A 22,414-nucleotide genomic window follows, 5' to 3' on the forward strand; every position below is an offset into this window, starting at 1 on the left:
GTCTTCTCCTCACACCCCATCAGCCAGGGCGAGACTGGCACTGCCGGCGACGACGGTCACCAGCAGGGTGCCGACCGCGCGACGCCGGGTGGCGTACCGCGGGCTGGGATCAGCCGCACGGTCTCGAAACTGGCGGTGCTGAAGGTCGTGTACCCGCCGCAGAACCCGACACCCACGATCAGCTGAACTTCCGGCAAGACATCGTGAAAAGAGAACCAACCCGGCTACGAACCCGAGGAGCAGCGCCGGTCACGTTGACGATCGCCGTCGCCCACGGAAACTCCGACGTCCGCCGGTGTTTGATCGCCCCATCCACACCGAATCCGGCGATCGCTCCGATCGCTGCCGGCGCACTCGATCCACCACACCATCATCGCGTCGCCTCCTGCGCCGTGACTGAAGGTGCGCGCCGATCGCAATTCCCGCGGTGGTGGCCACCAGACGCGGTCAACCCCGCGCTGCTGGCCAGTCTCAATCCTCGACCGATGTCGGGCAAGGCACAGCCTGCTGGAATGAGGCGTCTGGATCAGTACGACCAGAAGCCTCCCTGCGTCCCTGGTGTGATGCGGATTGGCCAGTCCCGGCCCGCTCTGTCAGCTCTTCGGCTCGGGGGTGCGCAGGTTTGGCGACGTCGGTGACCCGTCCAAGTCGATCGTCGAGCGCACGGTCGAGCACCTCGAGATAGGAATAGGTGAACGCGTAGCCGAAGTCCCCGAGGTGGATCAGGACGTCGGCGTTGCGTTTCGCCGCATGTGCGATGGCCACGACACCGTATGCCGTGTTGGCGTGCCGGTCCCCCGCGATCGCCACCCGCCCAGGGCTGGTGCACAGAAATCGCCCGGTCCCGGGGTTCTCGAGCTGGTGTGGAGCATCTCAAACCACCTCTCTCGCTGCGTTTTCGGCGGGCGCGCCAGTCGCCGGACCGGAGCGCGTGTGCTCGGTCGATGCCAACCAGGTCTTCTGGCTGCGGGACCTTTCCGCCGTGGCGCACAACTGATCGTCCACCGGTTTTCGGGGGGGCGAGATCGTGCACTGGGTCGTCAGTCGGGGTGTCCGCCGGGCGGGACGGTCAACGGGAGGGACCGGCCGACGAGACTTCGCCGCAGGATCGGCAGGGATGTCGCGATCTGCCGGATCTGTGTGACGGAGGCGGCCTGCGGGGCCGCGATCATCGCCGGGACCCCGGCGTCGCCCGCTTCGCGCAGTTCGATGTCGAGTGGCACCTGCCCCAGGAGGGGTGCGGCGATGGCCTCGGCGAGACGCTGACCGCCTCCGGCGCCGAACAGCGCCGTGCTCTCGTGGCACGACGAGCAGATCATCGCGGACATGTTCTCCACGACGCCGGCGACCGGCATCCGTGAGTCGCGGGCGATCCGGCCGACCCGCTGGGCGACGGTCTGGGCCGCCGGCTGCGGTGTGGTGACGACGATGAGTGCTGCGTCGGGCACGAGCTCGAGCAGCGAGAGTGTCACGTCGCCGGTGCCGGGTGGGAGGTCGATGAGCAAGACATCGAGTTCACCCCAGTACACATCGTCCAAGAACTGCTCGATTGCCTTGTGCAGCATCGGGCCACGCCAGACGACCGGCTCGTCGTCCCGGACGAAGAACCCCACCGACATCAACGCGACCCCGAAGGCCTCGACGGGCAGCATCAGTCCCTTCAGCGCGACCGGCGCTCGGCGCACCCCGAACAGGTGCGGGATGGAGTATCCCCAGACGTCGGCGTCGAGAATGCCGACCCGCTTCCCCTGCCGGACCAGGGCCACCGCAAGGTTGGCCGTGATCGTGGACTTACCCACGCCACCCTTGCCGGAGGCCACGGCATACACCTGGGTTGCCGAACCCAGTCCGAACGAGTTGGCGCCCCGTGGCCCGGCGCCGCGAAGGCGTGCGGCGAGCCGCATACGCTCGCCCTCGCCCATCGCCGCGAAGGCGACCTCGACGCCGGAGACGCCGGCGATGGCGCGGACTGCCGCGGTGACGTCGGTGGTGAGGGTCTCCTTCAGTGGGCATGAGGGCGTCGTGAGCCGGACAGTCACCCGCGCGACGCCGGAGCGGTCGACTTCCACCTCGCCGAGCATCCCGGCCTCCTCGAGGGGCAGGTGCAGCTCGGGATCCTCGACGCGTGCCAGTGCGGTGCGCACGTCGGCCGGATCGACCTTCGCGTCGGCACGCCTCCGCGACAACAGGCTCATGCTCGCTCCTCCGCATCGGGCGATCGAAAGGCGCGTCGGCGGGGTTTGACCGGACGCATCATGAACTCTGGACGGCGCAGCCCGGACCGGCTCGGTCCGGGACGGGTGTTGTCCATCCAGGCGCGGTACACCTCACGGGACCGCTGCGTGTCCACCACCACATCGCCGTACCGGTCGTCCGCGTGGGCTCTCTCGACGCGCACCTTCTGGTGCCAGCAGTGCATGCCCGAGACCGGGTCTGGATGCACGGCGAATGCGAGGTTCTGGTGCACGCCGGGGTCGTCCCAGTAGATCCGGTCGCTGTCCGGGTCGTCACTGTGGAACGGCTTCACCCCTTCCTTGTAGCGCAGCCTCCACACCCCGTTGCCGTCGTTGCCGAGGTCGACCAGGCCCATCACCCACCGGGATCCCGCGTTCTCGGACGTGCGCCACCGCCCCATGTGGTGGGAGAGCCCCATGACACCGGGGCGGATCGCCTCGGTGGACCAGACGCGGGCCACGAAGTAGCCGATCTCGGTGTTGACCCGGACCAGATCGCCCGTGCCGACCCCGAAGCGCCCGGCGTCCACGCTGTTCATCCACAGGGGATGGGTGTTGCTGATCTCGTTGAGGTACTTGGCATTACCTGATCGCGTGTGGACCAGGGTCGGGAGCCGGAAGGTCGGCATCAGCACAATCTCGTTGTTGGCCTGGTCGATCGAGCGGTAGCTGACGTGGGACTCGATGTAGCCGGGTGTGGCGTACTCCTCCCACCCGAAGTCGACCATGGTGTCGCTGAACAGCTCGAGTTTGCGCGACGGCGTGAGCCAGCCGGCGGTCCTGCTGCCGTCCGCGTGGACGACTCCCACCGCACCCGCCTCCCCGACCAGCGGCGGGGTCGAATCGAGGGTGACGGGTTTGCGGAGCACACCGTTGCCGTCCGGGGTCGCCCCTTCGATTTCGGCGTCCGACAGTGGCCGCTCGTCGAGTCGATAGGCATCCTTGGTGACCTCGAAGACGCCGTACTTTCGCATGTATTGCAGGGGGGTCAGCCCCTGGCCGGCGGCAGCTTGTGGCAGGCCGGGCACGCTGTTCTCGAAGACCCAGCGGTAGTACTCGTCGACGGCGACCTTCTCGCCCGGCCGGTACGGCGACTCGAAGTACTTCCGGATGCCGAGGCTGCCGTCGGGGTCGATGCGCCAGGACAGCTCGAACCAGAATTCGTTCTCCTCCCACACCTCCCCCGGGTTGGATTCACGGGAGTCGGACACGAGCCGGCCCATCTTCTCCAGGGCCACCCGGGTGACCGGCTGGCGGAATCCGAGCCACTTGCCGGCGTACTGCTCGTAGGACTGGGTGTCGTGCCGTTCGGTGCTGTGCCCCATCGGCAGGACGTAGTCCGCGAACGTCGCCGTCTCCGACCACGTCGGGGTGAGTGCGACGTGGCAGCCGACGAGCTGTTCGTCGGTCAGGGCCTTCAGCCAGCTGAAGCCGTCGGGGTTGGTCCACACCGGGTTGTAGACGCGGGAGAAGTACATCGACAGCTTCCCGCGGCCGTCCTCGAGCAGGTGAGGCAGCAGGATCGACATCTCGTTGGTCGACAGTGGGAACTCCGCCGGCCAGATCATCTCGTTCCACGACTGGTGTCCCTCGGGGACGTTGGGGCCGTGGGCGATGATCTTGTCCCAGCCGTTGGGGCTGGTGCCGCCCTTGGTGCCGACGCTGCCGGTGAGCACGTTGAGGAAGAACAGGGCCCGCGACACCTGCCACCCGCCGAGGTTGCCGGACGCCGCGGCGCGCCAGACGTGTGCCGACAGTGCTCTGCCGGCGGTGGCGACGATCCGGGCTAGCTCGGCAATCTGCTCCTCGGGCACCTGCGCCTCCTGCGCCGCGTATGCGAAGGTGTATCCGGCGTAGTCCTCGGTCAACGCGCGGATGAACTGGTCGAAGTCGTCGGCAGGGTGCTCGGGGTGGCGGCGTGTCATGTACGTCGACCAGTTCACCCAGCGACGGATGAATGCCCGGTCGATCTGGCCGGTTCGGAGCAGGTACGCCGCGACGGCCAGCAGGATCGCGGCCTCGCTTCCTGGCCACGGGGCAATCCAGAGGTCGGCGTGGGAGGCCGTGTTCGACAGCCGCGGATCGAGCACGACGACCGTGGCTCCGCCCTCGATCTTGCCCTCCATGATCCGTTGCGCGTGCGGGTTGAAGTAGTGCCCGGCCTCGAGATGACTCGAAATCAGCAGGATCACCTTCGCGTTCGCATAGTCCGGCGAGGGCCGGTCGTAGCCGCCCCAGAGCGAGTAGCCGAGCCGCGCGCCGGCGGAACAGATGTTCGTGTGGCTGTTGTGCCCGTCTACGCCCCACGCCAGCAGGAACCGTTCGGCGAAGCCGTCCTCGCCGGGCCGCCCGACGTGGTACATGACCTCGTCCCGGCGGTCCTCGACGATGGCGGCCCGGATCCGGGCCGCGATGTCGTCGAGCGCGTCGTCCCAGCTGACCCGATCCCACCGGCCGCTGCCGCGCGTGCCGACGCGCTTGAGCGGGTGCAGGATCCGCTCGGGGTCGTTGACCTGGTTGATCGTCGCGGGACCCTTGGCGCAGTTGCGCCCTCGCGAGCCCGGGTGGGCGGGGTTGCCCTCCACCCTCTTGATGGACATGTCCGACTTGTCCACGTAGGCGAGCAGTCCGCAGGCCGACTCGCAGTTGAAGCACGTGGTGGGCACCAGCATGTACTCGTGTGGCACCTTGCGCGGGTGCGCCTTGGCGTCGTATTCGATGTGGTGGTCCCAGTTCTCGACCGGCGGGAAGTTCCGCAGCCGTTCGTGCGTGCGTTCGCCCGGCATCGCCGGCGATGCCGGTGTGCGGTTCGTCTCGGCAGTCATGGCTGGTCCCTTCGGCGTGGTCGTTCGTTCACGAGAGGGGCGGGTCCTGGCCCGCCCGGACGAAGGCAGTCTCGTAGTCCAGGAGAGCGACCTGGGCCAGCATGCCCGCCAGGACGAGGAACACGGCACTGCCGGACCCGGTCCACGCGGGCGCGGCCAGCGCGGCCGCCAGCACCGCCGGGGCTATGGCTCCCAACCAGAACAGTCGCGCGTAGCGGCCGTGCGTGATGATGTGCGCGGCCACGGACGCCTGGCGGCTGGCGTGCCTGCTGGAGTACTCGATGCCCAGCATCATCAGGTGCAGGCCCGTCGAGAGCACGAACGCGCGCGTGAGGAAAGCGATTGCGCCACTGGCGAGGTCCGCGAACGGGGCCATGACGAGGAGGGCCCCGGTGCCGACCATTCCAGCCTGCACGAGCAGGTGCCAGAACAGCAGCGGCGACTGCCACAGGTCGCGGCCCTCGGCCTGCCCGAAGAGGAAGCCGGTGTAGCCGGCGACGAGCGCGCCGAACGGGATGGCGAGCCAGGCCAGCACGGTCTGGGCCCAGCCGATCTCGAGGAGGGCGGCGAGGATCCACAGGACCGCACCGCCGGCGAAGGCGGCCAGGGCGTAGGCGCCCCAGACGAGCCATGAGGTCCAGTTGGACCTGAGGAAGATGTAAAGGAACCGCTCGGGACGCTTGAGGTCCCAGATCAGCAGGGCCCCGGTGACGGTAGCGCCGAGAAGGGCGACGGCGGGGGCGCCGTAAGCGCCGAGCCAGCCCAGGTCGACGCCGAGGAGGTGGGCCAACCCGGCGATGGCCAGCGCGCCGGCCGCCACGGCCTTGGTCCACAGGTACGTCGTCACCCGCCACCCCCACGGCCGAGGGTGCGCGGTGTTCAGCGTGGTGCGCGCCCGGGTGGTGGGGTCGCCGGGCAGATCGCCCGCGGTCGCGAGGCGCTGCGCGTCCGGCTTCGCCCACAGGTAGGTGTCGGCGACCGGTGCGGCCAGCGGGTCGAGGACGGCGCGGTCGGCGCCGAGGTAGAAGACGTTGGGCCCGGTGTTCTGCTCCGGGGAGCGCACCGCGGTCTCGTGGGTGCTGATCAAGCCGGCGATGCCGCTCGTCGGGTCGTCGAGGTCGCCGACCCAGATCGAGTGGGTGGGGCAGACCACCACGCAGGCGGGCTCCATGTCGTTGTCGATCCGATGCGCGCACAGGTTGCACTTGGCTGCGGTGTGGGTGTTGTCGTCGATGTAGAGGGCGTCGTAGGGACAAGCCTGCATGCAGCTCTTGCAGCCGATGCAGCGCTCGTTGTCGAAGTCGACGATGCCGTCGTCGCGCTTGAACAGTGCCTGAGTGGGGCAGATCTTTACGCACGGGGCGTCGGTGCAGTGGTTGCAGCGCATCACCCCGAAGGAGCGGGTGGTGTCCGGGAACTCGCCGGTGTCGACGTACTTCACCCAGGTGCGGAACTGCCCGACCGGCACCTCGTGCTCGGTCTTACACGCCACCGTGCACGCGTGACAGCCGATGCAGGTGCGTTGGTCAATGGCGAAGCCGTAGCGCACCGACCTCACTTCTTCCGGATGATGTAGCGGTAGACGCCGTCTTCGCTGGTGCGCTCCAACAGTTCGTTCCCGGTGTCCTTCGCCCACGACGGGATGTCGGTCCTCGACCCGCCGTCGGTGGCCTCGACGAGCAAGATCTGCCCGGACGCGAGTTTCCGGGCCGCACGCGAGGCGAGGAGCACCGGCATCGGGCACTTCTGGCCCTTGGCGTCGATAGTGACGTCGATCTGATAATTCACGGCGGGCTCCCTGAATGCGGCGGGTCAGATGAAGAGGTTGATCTGGGACTTACTCATCGCGGACAGCGCGGTGGCGGCACCGACGGGCTCGCCGACACCGTCGATGAGCTGGTCGCGGCGGAGGCCGAGCAACTCCATGCTCATCTCGCACGGCCACAGGTTCACGCCCAGCTCCGTGCACATCTGCACCAGGTCCGTCGGAAGGGCCACATTCTGGCCCCGCGCCAGCTTCTTCAACATCCATGGACCGGCGCCGGCCATGTGAAGTTTGGACAGCTTCATGTGGCTCATCCCCGGCCGGTTCATCCCTGCCAGTGCCTTGGTCATCGCGTTGGTGCCGGTGATCCTGACGTCGTCACGCACCAGCGGGAAGAGCCCCCAGAACGTGAAGAAAATCGTGGTGGACATGCCGTACGCGGCACCGGTCGACCCCAGGATCAGCGTCGGCCACATTTTGTCCAGGTCACCACTCCAGGCCACGATCGTCATGCTCTCCGGGATGACATCGTCATCGTGCTGCGGGCTGTCGGACATGCGCCGGCCCCTTTCTCGGCTGGCTGCCCAGGAGACCTCGTGAGGGCCTTCGCGCAGACATTGCTAACTGTGATCTAAAACACTACATTCGTATATGCGCATACTGCAAGATGCCTCTTCGCGTCGTATCGAATACGTGGAAGACCACCCGACATCCGTGCACCTTGGGAGGACACGTGGCTGACACCATCACCTCGACGGAACTGTTTCGCGAGATCCAGGCCGGCACCGTCACCGAGATCCTCGACGTCCGCAGCACCGACGACTTCCGGGCCGGCAAGGTGGAAGGCCCGCGGCCCGTCCTCACCCGCCACGTCCCGGTGTACCGGGTGATGGAGGAACTCGAGGAGCAGGCCGCCGCCACCCGCGAGGGTGCGGTGATCGTCTGCGGGCAGGGAAACGGCTCCGAACTGGTCGCCGAAGAGTTCGAGGCCCTCGGAGTGCGCACCCGCTCCCTGGCGGGCGGAACCGACGCCTGGAACCGGCTTCTCGTCCCCATCGAGATCACCGGATTGCCCGGGGACGTGCGGGTGTGGCAGTTCCAGCGACCCGCGAAGGCGTGCCTGTCCTACCTCGTCGGAGTTCCCGGCGGCAACGCCGTCATCGTCGACCCCACCCGGTCTCCCGACGCTTACCTGGAGCTCGCACAGGTTAACGACATGGCCGTCACACACGTCGTGGACACCCACGTCCATGCCGACCACATCAGCGGTGGCCCCGCCGTCGCCGCCCGGCTCGGCGCCGAATACCACCTGCCGCCGGAGGACGCCGGTGGCATCGTCCCGTTTCCCAACCGGCCCCTCAAAGACGGCGACCAGCTCGACCTCGGCTCCGCCGTGGTCCGCGCCATGACGATGCACCTGCCGGGACATACCCCCGGCACCACCGCGCTGTTGGTCAGCGAGACCGTACTGCTCGTGGGGGACACCGTCTTCGTTCGCGGGCTCGGACGGCCCGACCTGACCGGTCAGGCCGAGGAACTCGCCCGCGATCTCTTCCGCAGCGTGCACGAGCGACTTCGACCTCTCGATCCACGCACGATCATTGCCCCGGCGCACTGGTCCACAAGCGAAGAGATCAACGCCGACGGACTCGTCACCACCACCATCGAAGAGGTCTTCACCGCCACCTTGCTCAACGAGCGGGCCATCGAACGATTCGTCGAGCAGATCGTGAGCTCCCTACCCGCAGCGCCGCAGGCCTACGACACGATCCGCCGCGTGAACGCCGGACAGATCACCCCCGGGGACGACGAGATCGAGGTCCTCGACGTCGGGCGCAATCAGTGCGCGGCGTCGACCTCACTGACGGGGACATCGTGACCAGCTCTCCCCGCCGGCCGGCCCGCCCCGGGAAAACCCCACTGCACGAGGTCGGCGAGCATCCCGACTACCGGTTCACCCTCGCCAACGAACGCACCTTCCTGGCCTGGGTCCGCACCGCACTGGCCCTGATGGCAGCCGGGGTTGCCGTCGCACAGTTCGTGCCCGGCCCCACGGCGATCCGCCACGGACTGGGCTTCGTGCTGATCAGCCTCGGCGGCGCACTCAGCGCCGTGTCGTACACCCACTGGGAACGCAACGAACGCGCCATGCGGCTCGGCGAACAGCTGCCCTACTCGCCGATGCCGAGGCTGGTGGCCGCGATGCTCGCACTGGGAGCCCTGGCGGCGCTGGTGCTGATCGTCGTCGACCTCGTCGAGACCTGAAGGTCGCAGCGATGACCCTGACCGGTCGGCTGCTGCCGCATCGCCGCAGGAAGGAACCTGCCGTCGACGTCGGCCTGCAGGCCGAGCGGACCGCCATGGCATGGCAGCGGACCGCCCTCGGCGTCGGCGGCGTGTCGGCATTGCTGCTACACCTCGCCGCAGGCAATCTCCCGGCGGCTGTTCCAGGGCTCGCCGGCCTGTCGGCCGCGCTGCTACTGCTCGTGCTGTCGGAACAGCGGTATGTGCGGATCGTGAACAAGGTGGGAGCCGGTGAGCCGCCGCCGGCCCCCGGCCTCGTACGCCTCATCGCAGCCGGTGCCGTCGTCCTCGCGGTGTCCGCGCTTGCGCTGCTGCTCCTCACCGACGCCTGACCGAGCAGGCACGCTGGCCGCACCTATAATCAGCTTCCGAGGCCCGGTTTGGAGGGGTGATGGACCAAGACATCGCGGCACAACTACAAGAACTCCACGCCAGGGTCTGCAAAGCCATTGCCGACCCCAAGCGCCTTCTCATCATCAACGAACTTCGCGACCGTGAACTGAGCGTCGGAGAACTCTGCGAGGCAACCGGCATCAGCCAGTCCAACGCCAGCCAGCATCTGACCATCCTGCGTGAGCGCGGCATCGTGACGACGCGCCGCGTCAAGAACAACGTCTTCTACTCGCTACGCAGCCAAAAGATTGTGCAAGCAGTGGACCTGCTCCGAGAGTTCCTGGCCGAGGATCTGGCCGACCACGCAGCATTGGACGGCGCCATCCGCGGCTGACCCCGCGGGACGTCGGGACAAGCGGCCCAGCCGCACCCGCGCCGCGCCGGTGAGATCGGTGCCCGACCAGGCTGCGGTTCCCCGGATACACGCACACCATCTCCCCCGCCGGCACCTCGGTGAGACCTGGAAGTCACCTCCCCCAGGGGCATCAGCCGCGCACCCGGCACATGGGCCCGCACGGCCCCGTGGCCTTCGCGCACGACCACCACCGGCACGTCGGACGCCCATGCCGGGCGCAGGCATCGACTTCCTTGTCGTGGCCACTGGCCGATTGATACCGGCGGGGCATTTCGTCAAGAGACGACATATACCCCCAGGGGTACTTGCATACCCCATGGGGTATATGGCAGTCTTGTTGACAAGGAGAAAGATCCTGCCAACTTCGGAGGAGACCACAATGATTCTCGAGCAGTACTACATCGAGTGCCTGTCCCACGCCTCGTACCTGATCGGAGACGAATCCACCGGGCGAGCCGTCGTGGTCGACCCACGCCGCGACATCACCGAGTACCTCGACGACGCCCGCACGCACGGGCTCAGCATCGACGGGGTGATCAACACCCACTTCCACGCCGACTTCGTCTCCGGGCACCTCGAATTGGTCGAGGCCACCGGCGCCTGGATCGGCTTCGGCGAAGCCGCCGAAACCGACTACCCGATCCGTCGCCTCGCGCACGGCGAGCACATTTCCCTCGGGCGAGTCGACCTCGAAATCCTCTCCACCCCCGGCCACACCTGGGAATCGATCAGCGTCCTGGTCCGGGAAACCGCGGACGCCACCCCGACCGCGGTCCTGACCGGGGATTCGCTGTTCATCGGCGATGTCGGTCGGCCCGACCTGGTCAACCTCGGCGACGGCTCCACCACGGACCTGGCCCGGGCGATGTACCACACGGTGCACGACACGCTACTGACCCTGCCCGACGGCGTGACGGTGATGCCCGCGCACGGCGCCGGCTCCTCCTGTGGCAAGAACCTGTCCGCGGAGCTGACCTCGACCGTCGGCGAACAACGGCGCACCAACGCGTCGGCTCAGCCGATGAGCGAGGACGCATTCGTCGCGTTGATCACCGACGGCCAGCCCGCGGTACCGGCGTACTTCTCGGTGGACGCGGCCATGAACAAGTCCACCCACCCGGCACTCGACCAGCACCGCCGGATCCCGGAACTGTCCGCCGACCGGGTACGCGCCGAACTCGCCGCCGGCACCCGGGTACTCGATGCCCGCACCGTCGACGACTTCGCCGCCGGACACCTGCGCGGTGCGGTCAACGTCGGCTTCGACGGCCGGTTCGCCGAAACCGGCGGCATGGTCGCCGAGGTCGGCGAGGCGATCGTGCTGATCACCTACCCGGGCGAGGAACAGGACGCGGCGATGCGCCTGGCCCGGATCGGCTCGGACAACGTGATCGGCTACCTGGGCACCCACACCGACGGCATCCTCCCCACCGCACTCGCCGACCTCGTCCAGACGGCGCCGCGCACCACCGTCACCGAACTCGACCGGCTGCGCGCCGACGATGCGATCACCCTGGTCGACATCCGCAACCCCGGCGAACGCGACTTCGGCGTCATCCCCGGTGCAATTCCGGTTCCGTTGGCGCAGTTGCGGTCCCGCGCCGAAGAGCTGCCGACCGGCAAGCCGATCGTGGTGCACTGTGCCGGTGGATGGCGTTCGAGCGTCGCCGCATCGCTGCTCCGCGCCCGCGGTATCGAGCGGGTCAGCGATCTCGTCGGCGGCTACAACGCATGGGCCGCACAGCAGGTGTCGGCCTGACGCTCCCTCGATAAACACCCCCACGGAAAGGATCCCTCATGACCACCAAGAACCTCACCCACACGGACTTCGCATCCACGATCACCGACAACGCCATCGTGCTCGTCGACTTCTGGGCGTCGTGGTGCGGCCCGTGCCGGGCCTTCGCGCCCACCTTCGAACAGTCGTCCCGCAGACACCCCGATATCGTGCACGCCAAGGTCGACACCGAAGCCGAGCAGCAAATCGCCGCGGCCGCGGGAATCCGCTCGATCCCGACGATCATGGCATTCCGCGACGGGGTACTCGTGCACTCACAACCCGGAGCTTTGCCGCCCGCGGCCCTCGAGGAGTTGATCTCCCAGATCAAGGCGCTCGACATGGCCCCTGTGCACGCCACGCTCGCACAACAACCTGCCGCAGCGGGGCAGGCATAGCGGTCTCATTCCCGGGCCCCTCAACAGCACCGACCCGATCAGTGAGGTGAAGTGCCGCCCATACCCGTCCCACACGTCACCGCCGAACTCTCCGGCGAGCAGACCCGATGACGGTGCGCGAACCGACGCGGCGATCTGTTCCCCCGATCGGTGGACGTCGCTGGGAGGAGCCTCCTCCCGGGCGATGTCCCCGGTCGCTCCCGGGGACCAACGGCCCTGGCGCGGTCCGTGGTCCCCTGCCACCCTGACAAGAGCAGGAACCTGGTGTCCCGCCGGAGAAGAGGCACTTCGATGACGACGGCAGATTCGTCCACACCGATTGCACCGTCCCGGTGATGCTTTCGATCCCGTCCCGTGCCGGACCTCGAGCCGATGAGATCGATACCGAACGCAAGCACCAATAATCGGAGGTAGAGCATGGACTACGGCAAGGCCGTCCAACAGGAACTTCGGGGACCCGCCCGGGCACTGCGCCACACGATCCCGCAGGCCTACGCCGGTTACGGGCAACTGCACGAAGCCGCCCTGGCACCCGGGGCCTTGGACGCCAAGACCAAAGAACTGATCGCCCTCGCGATCGCCGTGAGCAAGCAATGCGATGGCTGCATCGCCGCACACGCGCGCGGCGCCGCCGAGCACGGCAGCACACCACAGGAAGCAGCGGAGGCAATCGGCGTCGCGATTCTGATGAACGGTGGGCCCGCCACCGTGTACGGACCCCGCGCATTCGCCGCGTTCAACGAGTTCCACGCCGATCAGGAACCCGGCCACGAGAACAATCCGCCCGGACTGTAGCCGGAGTCACTGCGATTCCCGCCGAGAGCCCACCAGGCGGCTGGGCATCCTGAGGCACTGTGCGCCACCGCGGATCCGACCGGAACCGCCGCGACCCGGATCCAGTGCCGCTCAATGACTGTCGAAGCCGAGGCGGGAAGAAACCGGCACAGTACAGGTGTGGTCATCCGCACATCTCCCGCGAATAGATACCCCTGGGGGTATAATTTGTTTCGTTACGATCAGCGGCATTCCGAGGAGGAACCCACCATGTGTTATCCAGTTACGTGCCCCGGCTGCGGAAAGACGACCTGGGGAGGCTGCGGTGCACACGTCGACGGTGTCATGAAGGCCGTGCCCGAATCCCAGAAGTGCACCTGCGAGGACAATTCCGCTCCCCCGGCGAAATCCGGATTCTTCGGCACACTCTTCGGCCGCTGACCGCACGACCCACCCGCCTCGCCGACAGACCCTCGCCACCTCGACTGCCGGCCACCGGGACTCGAGGGTGCCGTCGACGAGGACGGGACTCGTCGACGGAGCAGGGATTCGGCGCGCACCGAGATCGCCATGCAGGACGGCGCGCCGGCGAAGCTCGGCGAGAGGACGGAACGCAATGCCATCCTCGGCACCTGCAACTCCCCGCCCGCGGATCGAGCGGTCAAGCACAACCGGCAGATCGGGCTGCTGCCGCGCGGCAACCGAGGAGCACGCACTCGCGCCGGCGGTCAGGGAAAGCCGGCATGCGCCAGTGGTGCGCACCAACGTCGCCGGTGCCCGCCACCCGAACGATTGCATGGATACCCCCTGGGTAACGTAGTCAAATATATTCAATACCCCCTAGGGTATGAAAGGTGTGTCATGCGTGAAATCGAGATCGGTGAATTCGCCGACGCGTGGGCGGCCGGAGCGCCCGTCGTCGACGTTCGAGAGCCGTGGGAATACCGGAATGCGCACGTGCCCGGCGCGCAGTTGCTGCCGTTGGGACAGCTTGGCGACCGGGTAACGGAGATCCCGGCCGGCGCGGTGGTGTACGTGATCTGTGCGTCCGGGAACCGGAGCGTGCAAGGGGCACGAATCCTCATGACTGCCGGACGGCCCGCGGTGTCGGTGGCCGGGGGCACCTCTGGGTGGGCCGCGGCGGGCCGGCTCCTCGACACCGGTGATGGCGGCTCATGTGCCCACCGCTGATCGCCCCGCCCCTTTCTCGACCAGATTGTTCCTCTCAGATCGTCAAGGAGACCGCAGATGACGCGCAGTACCACCGTCGACGGCGACCAGCCCACGACCACGACCACCGCCGAGAGTGGGGTGCTGGGCCGAATGGGCGTGGCGATGGCCACCCATACCAAAATGGTGTTCGGGGTGTGGTTGATCGTGCTGGTCGCGCTCGGTGCGGCGGCGCCGTCGGTGTTCGGCTCGCTGGCCGGTGCCGGGTGGCAGGCCAACGGGTCGGAGTCGGTGCAGGTGCGTCAACTCGCCGAGCAGCACTTCGGCGGTAACTCCTCGGCGGCGGTGCAGGTGGTCGTGCACTCGGACTCCCAGACCATCGACAGCCCGCGGGTTCAACAGACCCTCCGCGAGGTCGGCGCCGTCTTCGCAGGCGATGCCCGGTTCGGGGCGGTGATCGCGCCGCAGCCGGGAATGTCGATCAGCCCGGACGGGCACACCGGCATTCTCATTGCGGGCGCGAACGCGAGCACCGACGACATGGTCAAGGCCGTCGACGTACACAAGGCGGAGCTGACGGCACTGTCCGGCGACGGGATCGAGGTGTACCCGACCGGGGCGTCCGCGCTATGGAGCGACTTCAACAAGGCCAACCACGACGCGATGATTCAGGCCGAATTATTCTCCTGGCCGGTGACATTGGCGATCATGGTGCTCGCGTTCGGATCCCTCGCCGCCGCCGGACTGCCGCTGCTGTTGACCCTGGCCGGACTCGTCGCTTCCGCCGGGGGCCTGGTGTTGCTCAACGAGATCACCCCGATCTCGGTGTGGGCGATGAACTTCGCGATGATGTTCGCCCTCGCCCTCGGCATCGACTACGCCCTGTTCGTCGCCTCCCGCTTCCGGGACGCGGTGAAGAACGGTGGTGACCCACGATCGGCGGTGGCCGAGACGATGGACACCGCGGGCAAGGCGGTAGCCCTGTCCGGGCTGACCGTGCTCGTGAGCCTGTCCGCTGTGCTGTTGGTGCCGGCACCGGCGGTGCGCACGATGGCCGTCGGGATCATGCTGGCGGTGTTCTTCGTCCTGCTGGCCACCCTGACGTTGCTGCCCGCCGTGCTGGGCACGCTCGGCGGAAAGGTCAACGCCGGCTCGCTGCCCTGGGCGAAGAGGCAGCAGCACCGCTCGCCGCGGTTCGCCGCTTGGGGCGAGCTGCTGCATCGCCACCCGTGGCCGTTCGCGATCGGTTCGCTGCTCGTGCTCATCGCGCTGTCGGTCCCCGCGCTCGGGCTGAAGGTCGCAATGCCCTCGATCGAGGTGGTGCCCACCGATGCCCCGGTCCGCCAGGGCTACGAACTCGTTCAGGCCCAGATGGGCGAGGGGGCACCGGGGATGTTGCAGATCATCGCCCCCACCGCGGAGCGTACGGAAACCGGGACGACAGCCGCCGCAACCGACGGAATCGCCATGGTGACCCCGCCGCAGCCCGCCCCCGACGGCAGCGACTATGTGATGCTGCAGGCCATGCCCACCGTCGATCCCTCCGACGGGCAGATGGGCACCATCCTCGACACCCTGCGCGCGGATCTGCCCCCAGGCGCGTTGGTCGGCGGGGCGCCCGCGGAGAATCTGGACCTGCAGCAGGCGCTGAACGATTATTTCCCGCTGATCGTGGGCATCATCTTGATCCTGGGGTTCGTGCTGCTGCTGGTGGCGTTGCAGGCCCCGTTGATCGCGATCCTCGGCACGGTGGTCAGTCTGCTCTCCACTGCGGCCGCGTTCGGGGTCGCGAAGCTGATCTTCCAGGACGGTCACGGTGCGAGCCTGCTCGGCTTCACCCCCCAGGGGTTCCTGGATGGGTGGGGGCCGGTGTTCTTCTTCGCGATGATCTTCGCGATTGCCATGGATTACACCGTGTTCCTGCTGGCCACCGCGAAGGAACACTACGAACGTTCCGCGGATCCGAAGGTCGCGCACGTCGACGGTCTGGCGCATTCCGGTCGGGTGATCTTCGCCGCCGCCGCGGTGATGGTCGCCGTGTTCTTCACCTTCGCCCTCGCCGACCCGTTGCCCCCGAAGGAGATGGGCATCATCCTCGGGGTCGCCGTGCTCCTCGACGCGGTGCTGATCCGGCTGATCCTGCTGCCGGTGCTGCTGCGCCTGACCGGGCACGCTGCCTGGTGGTCACCGGCCTGGCTGCGCAAGGTCTTGCCGAAGATCGGCTTCTCCCACTGAACGCCGGGACCGTGGCCGCGGGTGGGGTGGGGCATTGCACAATGCAACCACCGCACCCGTACCCCCGGGGGTATACTGTCATCAGGTCTCAGGAAAGGAACCATGATGGTCGGCGACGAAGACAGCATTGCATTGGTACTCAACCGGCTCCGCCGTGCCCACGGGCAGCTCGCCGGGGTGATCTCGATGATCGAGCAGGGCCGCGACTGCAAGGACGTCGTCACCCAACTCGCCGCGGTCTCCCGCGCCCTGGACAAGGCCGGGTTCAAGATCGTGGCCACCGGGCTACGGGAATGCCTCACCGGTGAGACCGAGGAAGGCAAGGAGCCGATGACCGAAGCCGAACTCGAGAAGCTCTTCCTCGCTCTCGCCTGAGCCTCGCGCACCCCGACCTCCGTTCGCCGTCGACGAAAGGTGACCATGACCGACGCGACCCGTCGGCGCGGCTGAACGATCGAAAGGATCGCGCCGCTGCTCGCCGGAACGGTGGTGCTCGCGGGAATCGGACTGGCACTGGTCTTTCCGTCGCAGTGGCTGCTGCTCACCGGGTTCGCAGGCCGCGAACCCGCTGCTCCACCGCGCACCCGCAAAGCCCTGGCCGACCAAGGCTTCGGGGTCCTCACCGAGATCGACATGAAGGCCACCCTGAAAGCGAAACTCGGTGAAGACATGGAGGACTATTTGATCCTCGGTGCCTGCAATCCGCCGCTCGCGCACCGCGCGGTCACCGTGGACCGCCAGATCGGACTGCTCCTGCCATGCAACGTCGTCGTCCGCGCCGACCCCGCCGATCCGGGCACGGTGCTGATCGACGCGATGAACCCGCAGGTGATGGTGCAGGTCGCCGACCAACCCGGACTCGGAGCGGTCGCCGACGACGCCACCACCGCGTTGCAGGCCGCCATCGACTCCTTGGGCGCGGGGGCATCGACGGGCTGACACCGCACCTGCCCATTCCCGTTGACGGAAAGGAGGATCGGTGACTCTGGCCGTCGCGCTCGCCCTCGGGGCGATCATCGGCGTCCTGCTCGGACTCCTCGGCGGCGGCGGGTCGATCCTGGCCGTCCCCGCCTTGGTCTTCGGCCTCGGCCTCGACCTCGAACAGGCCATTCCGATCTCCCTGCTCGTGATCGGTGTCGCCTCCCTCGCCGGAGCCGTCCCGAAAATTCGCGAGCACCAAGTGAATTGGCGCATGGCCGGGGTATTCGCCGCCTGCGGCATTCCCGCCACCTTCGCCGGCAGCGCGATCGGGCGCCTGCTGCCGCAATCGGTGGTCCTGATCGGTTTCGCCGCCGTGATGGTCGTCGCCGGGATCCGGATGCTGATGGACCGAAGCGACACCGGCACGGCCTGCGAGGTCGGGGACTCGGGGATCGACTGGCGCCGCTGCGCCCCCCGATCGATCCCCGCCGGGATCGCGGTGGGCTTCCTGACCGGCCTCTTCGGTGTCGGCGGCGGATTCTTGATCATCCCCGCCCTGGTGCTGATGCTCGGTCTGGACATGTCGGTCGCGGTCGGCACCTCGCTGGTCATCATCGTCGCGAACTCGGCGGCCGGTCTGGTCTCGCACCTGAGCGGCGCGAGCATCGACTGGGCGATCACCTTCGCGTTCGCGGGCACCGCGATCGCAGGGTCCCTGATCGCCGGTCATTTCGGCACCAAGGTCGACACCGACCGGCTGCAGCGGTGGTTCGCCTATCTCGTCTTCGCCGTCGCCGCCTACGTGCTGATCGACACGATCTTGCTGCGCTGATGCCGCGGGCGGCTTGCATCACACCGTTTCACCTATGCCCTCCCGGGCATGCGAACACCAGAGAACATGTGAGGAAGGTACGAGTCATGGATGTATCGATCATCGAGACCTCCAGTCTGGGCGACCGCAGTTACCTGATCAGCGACGGCGCCGTCGGCGTCGTCGTCGACCCGCAACGCGACATCGACCGGGTCTTAACTCTCGCCCACGACCGCGGCGTGCGGATCACCCACGTCCTCGAGACCCACATCCACAACGACCGGCAACTGTCGTCACGGTGCGGTCATCAAGGTCAAGGCCAGTCGCGGGCAGAGTCTGACTGCGGCGGCGGCCTCTGCTGCGCAGCCGGCCGGGATGTGAGGTTCGTGGGTGTGATCGAGGGGCACGGGGTAGCCCCAATCGTCTCGCCCGAGGATTCCGGGGAGCAGTTCGGTGCAGAGTCCCCGACCATCGCACTGGGTCCAGTTGATGTGCAGGCGCATGTGTGGGGCGGTGCGGGTGGTCATACGCGGGACTCCTTTCGGGAGTCGTGGCCAGTGGCGGTTGTCAGCAGGGCCTCACACTGTCCGTCATTGTGAAGGAGGATGTCGGAGGCGAAGACGTCGAGTGCGCTGCGGACGAAACGGGCGGTGCCGTCTGGGTGCCGGCACGAACCACGCCCATCGACGAGATCAGCTATTCGGCGAATCTCGGTGGCGGCGCCCGTGGCGGTGGCGGTGCCGTAGGCGAGCTCGGTCAGCAACTGAGCCAGCCGGGGCAGGCCATTGATGCACGGCCCGCATTGGCCGGCACTCTGCTCGGCGAGGTAGGTGACGATGTCGGCCGATCGGGCCAGGCCGCAGTCACCGATCGCGAGCGCATGGACGATCCCGGCACCGGGACTCGCCCCCGCGCGTGCCATTGATGGGCGGCAGAGATGGAAGTCACCGAGCGAGGCCGGGGTGAGCCAGGTGCCGTGATAGCCCCCGACGAGCACGGACCGCAGGGTCCGCAGGTCGGTGCCTCCGTCGTGACTGATCAGCTCCGCTATCGAGACATTGGTAGGTACCTCGACGACACCGCCGGCGCGGACGGCGCCCGAGAGGGTGACCAGCATCGTCCCGGGCTCGGACGGATCGCCGACCGACCGGAACCAGCGAGGTCCGTATCGCGCAATCAAGCCGATATGAGCCAGTGTCTCCACGTTCTGCACCAGCGTCGGTCGCCCTCGAACGCCGGAGACCGCGGTGCTGGCGAGCTGATCGCGGGGCAGCGCCGGACCGCCCTCGACACGGCTGACGACCGCCGATTTCTCGCCGGCGACGAACGTATCGGGTGCCTCGATCACATTCACGTGGGGTCGGTGCCAGCGGGCGTCGTGCCGCTCGTCGAGCGCGGCACGAACAGTGGCCAGAGCGCGGGTCGGGACGTATAGGTACAGTTCACGAGCCCCGATCGCCTCGCCGGCCAGGATCAGCCCGTCGAGAACGAGATGGGGGGCGTGTGCGAGCAGGGTTGCGTCCTTGCGGCTCTCAGGTTCACCTTCGGCCCCGTTGCCGATCGCGATCGCGCCGCGTCCGGTCGCCGTGGAGATCTTGCGACCCGTCGGGAACCCGGCGCCGCCACGTCCGACGAGCCCGGCTTCGTCGAGCAGTGCCGCCAGCGCACCCGGCCGCCGGAACTCGGGCAAGGAGCCGAATCGTCCATGGTGCTCGGCGAAGGAAGGCCCGCCGGCGGCGAAGAGCCGACCCTGTTGTGGCCCGGACTCCTCCGGGAAGGCATCGACGGTCATGGCCACTCCTTGATCCGTGCGGTGGCGTATTCGACGAAATCCGCGCGAAGTCTCCAGGTGACGCTCGCGACCACGGTGGAAACACAGACCGTCACGACGACGAGAAACCACACGTGCGACGGGTCGGTTCCATTTCCGAGTGCGTGTGCGAGCGCGATCGGCCACAGAGCGTACGTACCCCAGTGCACTGCCCGGAAAAGTCGCACGCCGATGCGGTGCCGCAGCACGCTTGTCACGACGACGACGAGCAGAACGTCGAAGGCCAGCGTTCCCAGACCGAGCCAGAACGGTTTGTAGGCACCGAGAAACGGTACGAAATTATCGACCAACCGGAGCTGCGCGTACGGATCTGCGAGCAGAGACAGCACGTGAAGTACGACCAGGATTGTTCCGGACAGGGCGGCTGCGCGGTGCACGTCAGCGACCGCAAACCGCGGCAATGACAGCATCGGGCGGCCGGAGCGGGTCGCGATTCCGAGCGCCACCGAAACGGTGAGAAAAACCAATGCTGTGATACCTGTGCCTCGACCCAAGGCCCACATGGCTTGATCCATTACCCCTCCCGACATTCGTCTCGATACGACGACGGCCATGCCCCGACGGTGCGCACCGCGCGATCCCATGTCACGAATCTGGCAGGCAACCCGAGGGTGCGCACCCAGTTCAGGGCGCGGTGCCCGCGAACGATGGCTGCGGTGGCGACGGTGTTCGCATCGACACAGGTGTAGGCCGCGACGGTGACGGTGCGCCAGACCGGGTCCACCGACCTTCCGGTGCGCGGATCGAGGATGTGGTGCACTATTTCTCCCCCGGTGCGCCAGCGGCGGCGGGTGGTGCTCGACGTTGCCAGCGCAGCACCAGATGGCAACGCGATTCGACTCGCGGGGTCGTCCGCGGTGTCGTGGACAAGCACCTGCCAGCCTCCGGCGGGCGCATTGCCAGCGGTGGCGATGTCGCCTCCGAGGTTGACGAGAACGCCGCTGCCGGTCATTGCGGCAACCTGGCGGGCGCACCGGTCGGCGGCAAAGGCCTTGGCAGTGGCTCCGAGATCGAGCAGTACACCGTCGGGGACGGTAACCGTGCGGTCGCTCAGTTCGATCATCGACCACGACGCGGGCGTCGTGATCGTCGCCGATGGTGCCGGCTCGTCACTCAGGACGGCGAAGTCCCGGTTGTAGCCGAGAGCGACCACCGCGGCACCGACCGTCGGGTCGACATCGCCGTCGGTCCGCCACGCAGCCGTCAGCGCCGTCAGGATCAACTCGGCGAGCAAGGGACTCACGTCGGTGGGCACGCCGCCCGACTTGCCGAGCACGCTGACCTCCGAATCGGGTCGAAATCGCGAACACGCCGCCTCGACGAGATCGAGTTCGGCATCGATCTCGTCGCGCGCGAGAGAAAGAGCGGCGGGATCGGTGAGCACGATCTGCATGGTCATGCCCCACCGTGACCATCGCGACGCCACTAACTCACCGGTGGGTCCACGGCCGGTTGTCACTGTCATGACCCGTGCGAACTGGTGTGGTGCACACCGGAACCCGGGGACAGCGACGGTGCCGAACCGAATCCGGGCGTCGTGGCAGTCCCGGTACTCGATGAGGTCGGCACCTGGCCGGGCGCTGTGGGCCCCGCCGTGGTCGCTCCGGGATCCGATGCATCGACCGCGGTCAGCTGAGGATGCGTCGAGGTATCGGCATATGCCAGAGCGGATGCGCCGACGACGCCGACGACGCCGGCCCCGAGCAGCGCCCAAGTCGCCGCGACGACCCGCGCGAAACCGTCCCTCGGTTGTTCCATGCCAGTCCTTCGGTCACATGAACGTCGACGCCGGTTCCCGGTATGCAAGTGCCGCGTCGACAGCTGTCGATACCAATGCTGACCGACGTTTCTGGGAGCATTCGAAGAAATGACCTGGCAGGCTCGACTCATGGCCGACCGCACCGCTGCCCCGAGGCTGCTTCTCGTCGAGGACGATCGTGCGCTCTCATCGATGCTCGTCGACCTGTTCACCGACGAGGGGTACGAGGTCGATGTCGCACACGACGGGCAACAAGGTCTGCACCTCAGCCTGATCGGCCACTACGATGCGATGATCGTCGACCGCGGTCTGCCGGTGATGGACGGCGCCGAACTGGTGGCCGTTCTCCGGTCCCGTGGTGTCGTGACCCCGGTGCTGATCCTCACTGCTCGAGGCGCGGTGACAGACCGGGTCGAGGGCCTCGACGCCGGCGCGCAAGACTATTTGATCAAACCGTTCGACGTGCCCGAGCTGCTTGCACGGGTACGGTCGCTCCTGCGTCGACAACGCGACACCGCCGCCACCCTCACCGCCGGCGCGTGGCGGCTGGACCGGCTGACCCGCACCGTGAGCGATACGACCGGAGAGCGAGCTGACGTCGAGTTGTCCGAACGAGAGTGTGCGCTACTCGCCGTCCTGATGAGCTCACCGCGACAAGTGTTCACCCGAGCCCAACTACTCGAGTCGGTTTTCGATCGCGCCGACACACAAGGCGCCGTCGACACCTATGTGCATTACTTGCGACGCAAGCTCGGACGCGACGTGGTGCGCACCGTCCACGGAACCGGCTATCGGTTCGGTGATCGATGACACCCGCACGTACCACACCTCGCGCCAAACGTAGGCGTGGGCACTCGGCGAC

Annotated in this window: 25 protein-coding genes and 2 pseudogenes; 15 read left to right on the forward strand and 12 right to left on the reverse strand. The window is 67.5% G+C overall.

Annotation, left to right across the window (positions count from 1 at the left end):
- Positions 1–9: 9 nt before the first annotated feature.
- The 7 genes and pseudogenes from GO592_RS46290 to GO592_RS22955 form a co-directional block, all read right to left on the reverse strand.
- Positions 10–340 (reverse strand): annotated as a pseudogene (locus tag GO592_RS46290) (fluoride efflux transporter FluC).
- Positions 341–471: 131 nt separating this feature from the next.
- Positions 472–765, reverse strand: coding sequence for a hypothetical protein (locus tag GO592_RS22930; RefSeq protein ID WP_237720582.1), 294 nt, complete (start codon positions 763–765; stop codon positions 472–474).
- Positions 766–1,040: 275 nt separating this feature from the next.
- Positions 1,041–2,195: an Mrp/NBP35 family ATP-binding protein gene (locus GO592_RS22935; RefSeq protein WP_007299910.1), complete on the reverse strand. Its 1,155-nt coding sequence runs from the start codon at positions 2,193–2,195 to the stop codon at positions 1,041–1,043.
- Positions 2,192–5,059 (reverse strand): molybdopterin-dependent oxidoreductase, encoded by a 2,868-nt coding sequence (locus GO592_RS22940; protein ID WP_007299909.1) that lies wholly within the window; start codon positions 5,057–5,059, stop codon positions 2,192–2,194. The genes GO592_RS22935 and GO592_RS22940 overlap by 4 nt, the downstream gene beginning before the upstream one ends.
- A 28-nt stretch (positions 5,060–5,087) precedes the next feature.
- On the reverse strand, positions 5,088–6,551 hold the full coding sequence (locus tag GO592_RS22945) for a 4Fe-4S dicluster domain-containing protein (protein WP_237720581.1): 1,464 nt from the start codon (positions 6,549–6,551) through the stop codon (positions 5,088–5,090).
- 62 nt (positions 6,552–6,613) lie between these two features.
- A complete protein-coding gene (locus GO592_RS22950; RefSeq protein WP_005257441.1) occupies positions 6,614–6,847 on the reverse strand; it encodes a sulfurtransferase TusA family protein in 234 nt (77 codons plus the stop codon).
- Between the two features lie 24 nt (positions 6,848–6,871).
- Positions 6,872–7,381, reverse strand: coding sequence for a DsrE/DsrF/DrsH-like family protein (locus tag GO592_RS22955; protein ID WP_005257442.1), 510 nt, complete (start codon positions 7,379–7,381; stop codon positions 6,872–6,874).
- A gap of 176 nt (positions 7,382–7,557) precedes the next feature.
- Here GO592_RS22955 and GO592_RS22960 point away from each other — a divergent pair, with 176 nt between their 5' ends.
- From GO592_RS22960 to GO592_RS44595, 14 genes and pseudogenes are all read left to right on the forward strand, one after another.
- On the forward strand, positions 7,558–8,703 hold the full coding sequence (locus tag GO592_RS22960; RefSeq protein WP_007299907.1) for an MBL fold metallo-hydrolase: 1,146 nt from the start codon (positions 7,558–7,560) through the stop codon (positions 8,701–8,703).
- Positions 8,667–9,089 carry a YidH family protein gene (locus GO592_RS22965; protein ID WP_007299906.1) on the forward strand — a complete coding sequence of 141 codons (423 nt, stop codon included), beginning with the start codon at positions 8,667–8,669 and terminating at the stop codon, positions 9,087–9,089. The genes GO592_RS22960 and GO592_RS22965 overlap by 37 nt, the downstream gene beginning before the upstream one ends.
- Before the next feature lie 11 nt (positions 9,090–9,100).
- Positions 9,101–9,460, forward strand: coding sequence for a DUF202 domain-containing protein (locus GO592_RS22970; protein WP_007299905.1), 360 nt, complete (start codon positions 9,101–9,103; stop codon positions 9,458–9,460).
- Positions 9,461–9,519: 59 nt separating this feature from the next.
- The gene (locus GO592_RS22975; protein WP_005257448.1) at positions 9,520–9,855 is read left to right on the forward strand and encodes an ArsR/SmtB family transcription factor; all 336 of its coding nucleotides are present in this window, start codon (positions 9,520–9,522) and stop codon (positions 9,853–9,855) included.
- 400 nt (positions 9,856–10,255) lie between these two features.
- Positions 10,256–11,635: an MBL fold metallo-hydrolase gene (locus GO592_RS22980; RefSeq protein ID WP_007299904.1), complete on the forward strand. Its 1,380-nt coding sequence runs from the start codon at positions 10,256–10,258 to the stop codon at positions 11,633–11,635.
- A gap of 38 nt (positions 11,636–11,673) precedes the next feature.
- Complete coding sequence (gene trxA / locus GO592_RS22985; RefSeq protein ID WP_007299903.1) at positions 11,674–12,051, forward strand: thioredoxin; 378 nt, start codon at positions 11,674–11,676, stop codon at positions 12,049–12,051.
- 417 nt (positions 12,052–12,468) lie between these two features.
- Positions 12,469–12,846, forward strand: a complete 378-nt coding sequence (locus GO592_RS22990) for a carboxymuconolactone decarboxylase family protein (RefSeq protein ID WP_007299902.1) — start codon at positions 12,469–12,471, stop codon at positions 12,844–12,846.
- A gap of 249 nt (positions 12,847–13,095) precedes the next feature.
- Entirely contained in the window at positions 13,096–13,266 is a 171-nt protein-coding gene (locus GO592_RS22995) for a hypothetical protein (RefSeq protein ID WP_085990396.1), read from the forward strand.
- 420 nt (positions 13,267–13,686) lie between these two features.
- Positions 13,687–14,016: a rhodanese-like domain-containing protein gene (locus GO592_RS44590; RefSeq protein WP_007299901.1), complete on the forward strand. Its 330-nt coding sequence runs from the start codon at positions 13,687–13,689 to the stop codon at positions 14,014–14,016.
- A 57-nt stretch (positions 14,017–14,073) separates the two neighbouring features.
- Complete coding sequence (locus GO592_RS23005; protein ID WP_007299900.1) at positions 14,074–16,230, forward strand: MMPL family transporter; 2,157 nt, start codon at positions 14,074–14,076, stop codon at positions 16,228–16,230.
- A gap of 105 nt (positions 16,231–16,335) precedes the next feature.
- A complete protein-coding gene (locus tag GO592_RS23010) occupies positions 16,336–16,605 on the forward strand; it encodes a metal-sensitive transcriptional regulator (RefSeq protein WP_041813759.1) in 270 nt (89 codons plus the stop codon).
- 159 nt (positions 16,606–16,764) lie between these two features.
- On the forward strand, positions 16,765–17,169 hold the full coding sequence (locus GO592_RS23015) for a DUF302 domain-containing protein (protein ID WP_172652213.1): 405 nt from the start codon (positions 16,765–16,767) through the stop codon (positions 17,167–17,169).
- 40 nt (positions 17,170–17,209) lie between these two features.
- A complete protein-coding gene (locus GO592_RS23020; RefSeq protein WP_202714977.1) occupies positions 17,210–17,983 on the forward strand; it encodes a sulfite exporter TauE/SafE family protein in 774 nt (257 codons plus the stop codon).
- An 86-nt stretch (positions 17,984–18,069) separates the two neighbouring features.
- Positions 18,070–18,243 (forward strand): annotated as a pseudogene (locus tag GO592_RS44595) (MBL fold metallo-hydrolase); the annotation flags it as partial.
- 12 nt (positions 18,244–18,255) lie between these two features.
- On the opposite strand, the gene GO592_RS23025 reads toward GO592_RS44595, so the two are convergent.
- The 5 genes from GO592_RS23025 to GO592_RS23045 form a co-directional block, all read right to left on the reverse strand.
- Positions 18,256–18,489 carry a ferredoxin gene (locus tag GO592_RS23025; protein WP_007297726.1) on the reverse strand — a complete coding sequence of 78 codons (234 nt, stop codon included), beginning with the start codon at positions 18,487–18,489 and terminating at the stop codon, positions 18,256–18,258.
- Positions 18,486–19,754: an NADH-ubiquinone oxidoreductase-F iron-sulfur binding region domain-containing protein gene (locus GO592_RS23030; protein WP_007297727.1), complete on the reverse strand. Its 1,269-nt coding sequence runs from the start codon at positions 19,752–19,754 to the stop codon at positions 18,486–18,488. Before GO592_RS23030 ends, GO592_RS23025 begins: the two co-directional genes overlap by 4 nt.
- Positions 19,751–20,308 carry a ferric reductase-like transmembrane domain-containing protein gene (locus GO592_RS23035; RefSeq protein WP_039951372.1) on the reverse strand — a complete coding sequence of 186 codons (558 nt, stop codon included), beginning with the start codon at positions 20,306–20,308 and terminating at the stop codon, positions 19,751–19,753. The genes GO592_RS23030 and GO592_RS23035 overlap by 4 nt, the downstream gene beginning before the upstream one ends.
- Entirely contained in the window at positions 20,308–21,192 is an 885-nt protein-coding gene (locus GO592_RS23040; RefSeq protein WP_007297729.1) for an FAD:protein FMN transferase, read from the reverse strand. The genes GO592_RS23035 and GO592_RS23040 overlap by 1 nt, the downstream gene beginning before the upstream one ends.
- 62 nt (positions 21,193–21,254) lie before the next feature.
- On the reverse strand, positions 21,255–21,551 hold the full coding sequence (locus tag GO592_RS23045; RefSeq protein WP_007297730.1) for a hypothetical protein: 297 nt from the start codon (positions 21,549–21,551) through the stop codon (positions 21,255–21,257).
- 130 nt (positions 21,552–21,681) lie between these two features.
- On the opposite strand from GO592_RS23045, the gene GO592_RS23050 reads away from it, so the two are divergent.
- Positions 21,682–22,362, forward strand: coding sequence for a response regulator transcription factor (locus GO592_RS23050; RefSeq protein ID WP_007297731.1), 681 nt, complete (start codon positions 21,682–21,684; stop codon positions 22,360–22,362).
- Positions 22,363–22,414: the final 52 nt, after the last annotated feature.

It is taken from the genome of Rhodococcus sp. 21391 (assembly GCF_016772255.1).
GTDB classification, from domain to species: domain Bacteria; phylum Actinomycetota; class Actinomycetes; order Mycobacteriales; family Mycobacteriaceae; genus Rhodococcus_F; species Rhodococcus_F opacus.

What these genes read in the sequence shown, in the direction of transcription:
- GO592_RS22940 (WP_007299909.1), bottom strand. Translation starts at nt 5,059, where the DNA reads ATGACTGCCGAGACGAACCGCACACCGGCATCGCCGGCGATGCCGGGC.
- GO592_RS22955 (WP_005257442.1), bottom strand. Translation starts at nt 7,381, where the DNA reads ATGTCCGACAGCCCGCAGCACGATGACGATGTCATCCCGGAGAGCATG.
- GO592_RS22990 (WP_007299902.1), top strand. Translation starts at nt 12,469, where the DNA reads ATGGACTACGGCAAGGCCGTCCAACAGGAACTTCGGGGACCCGCCCGG.
- GO592_RS22980 (WP_007299904.1), top strand. Translation starts at nt 10,256, where the DNA reads ATGATTCTCGAGCAGTACTACATCGAGTGCCTGTCCCACGCCTCGTAC.
- GO592_RS23035 (WP_039951372.1), bottom strand. Translation starts at nt 20,308, where the DNA reads ATGGATCAAGCCATGTGGGCCTTGGGTCGAGGCACAGGTATCACAGCA.
- GO592_RS44590 (WP_007299901.1), top strand. Translation starts at nt 13,687, where the DNA reads ATGCGTGAAATCGAGATCGGTGAATTCGCCGACGCGTGGGCGGCCGGA.
- GO592_RS23010 (WP_041813759.1), top strand. Translation starts at nt 16,336, where the DNA reads ATGGTCGGCGACGAAGACAGCATTGCATTGGTACTCAACCGGCTCCGC.
- GO592_RS22995 (WP_085990396.1), top strand. Translation starts at nt 13,096, where the DNA reads ATGTGTTATCCAGTTACGTGCCCCGGCTGCGGAAAGACGACCTGGGGA.
- GO592_RS22970 (WP_007299905.1), top strand. Translation starts at nt 9,101, where the DNA reads ATGACCCTGACCGGTCGGCTGCTGCCGCATCGCCGCAGGAAGGAACCT.
- trxA (WP_007299903.1), top strand. Translation starts at nt 11,674, where the DNA reads ATGACCACCAAGAACCTCACCCACACGGACTTCGCATCCACGATCACC.
- GO592_RS22975 (WP_005257448.1), top strand. Translation starts at nt 9,520, where the DNA reads ATGGACCAAGACATCGCGGCACAACTACAAGAACTCCACGCCAGGGTC.
- GO592_RS22935 (WP_007299910.1), bottom strand. Translation starts at nt 2,195, where the DNA reads ATGAGCCTGTTGTCGCGGAGGCGTGCCGACGCGAAGGTCGATCCGGCC.
- GO592_RS23040 (WP_007297729.1), bottom strand. Translation starts at nt 21,192, where the DNA reads ATGACCATGCAGATCGTGCTCACCGATCCCGCCGCTCTTTCTCTCGCG.
- GO592_RS23025 (WP_007297726.1), bottom strand. Translation starts at nt 18,489, where the DNA reads ATGACCACCCGCACCGCCCCACACATGCGCCTGCACATCAACTGGACC.
- GO592_RS23045 (WP_007297730.1), bottom strand. Translation starts at nt 21,551, where the DNA reads ATGGAACAACCGAGGGACGGTTTCGCGCGGGTCGTCGCGGCGACTTGG.
- GO592_RS23005 (WP_007299900.1), top strand. Translation starts at nt 14,074, where the DNA reads ATGACGCGCAGTACCACCGTCGACGGCGACCAGCCCACGACCACGACC.
- GO592_RS23030 (WP_007297727.1), bottom strand. Translation starts at nt 19,754, where the DNA reads ATGACCGTCGATGCCTTCCCGGAGGAGTCCGGGCCACAACAGGGTCGG.
- GO592_RS23050 (WP_007297731.1), top strand. Translation starts at nt 21,682, where the DNA reads ATGGCCGACCGCACCGCTGCCCCGAGGCTGCTTCTCGTCGAGGACGAT.